This is a genomic window from Paraburkholderia sp. BCC1885 (assembly GCF_900996235.1).
Classification (GTDB): Bacteria; Pseudomonadota; Gammaproteobacteria; order Burkholderiales; family Burkholderiaceae; genus Paraburkholderia.
In genome coordinates this window covers 1-419 of sequence record NZ_CAAJGM010000193.1, presented here as the reverse complement: position 1 = coordinate 419, position 419 = coordinate 1, and the positions used below count along the sequence as shown (strand labels likewise).

Sequence of the window (419 nt, the reverse complement as noted above, 5' to 3'; positions counted from 1 at the left end):
TGCGCAACTTCGTGGCGATGCACGCGGCGGCGGGCCTCGGCGACGACGACGCGGCCTCGCTCGCGCTGGCCGCGGTCGAGCTCGCCAGCAACGTGGTGCGCCACGATTCGCGCCCCGGCGACGGCCCGATCGAGGTGGTCTGCACCACCGGCCCGGAGCTGGCCACGCTCGAGTTCGTCTACGACGGCCGGCCCTTCACGCCGCCGCCGGAGCTGAAGCCCGATTTCTCGGGCGAATCGGAAGGCGGCTTCGGCCTGTTCATCATCCGCGAGAGCTGCGACATCGTCAGCCACGACCACGTCAACGGCATCAATCGCGTCACCCTGATCAAGCGCCGCCACACCCAGGCGGCCTGAGCCGGGATGCTCTCCTCAGACGATTGGCGTGGCGCGCGCCGATCGATCGCATAACCGAGGATC

Annotated in this window: 1 protein-coding gene; it reads left to right on the top strand. The window is 69.7% G+C overall.

Features of this window, described 5'->3' with window-relative positions:
- Positions 1 to 356: ATP-binding protein (locus FQ755_RS17200; protein WP_144156048.1), on the top strand; the 356-nt coding region annotated here is incomplete at its 5' end.
- Between the last annotated feature and the right edge of the window lie 63 nt (positions 357 to 419).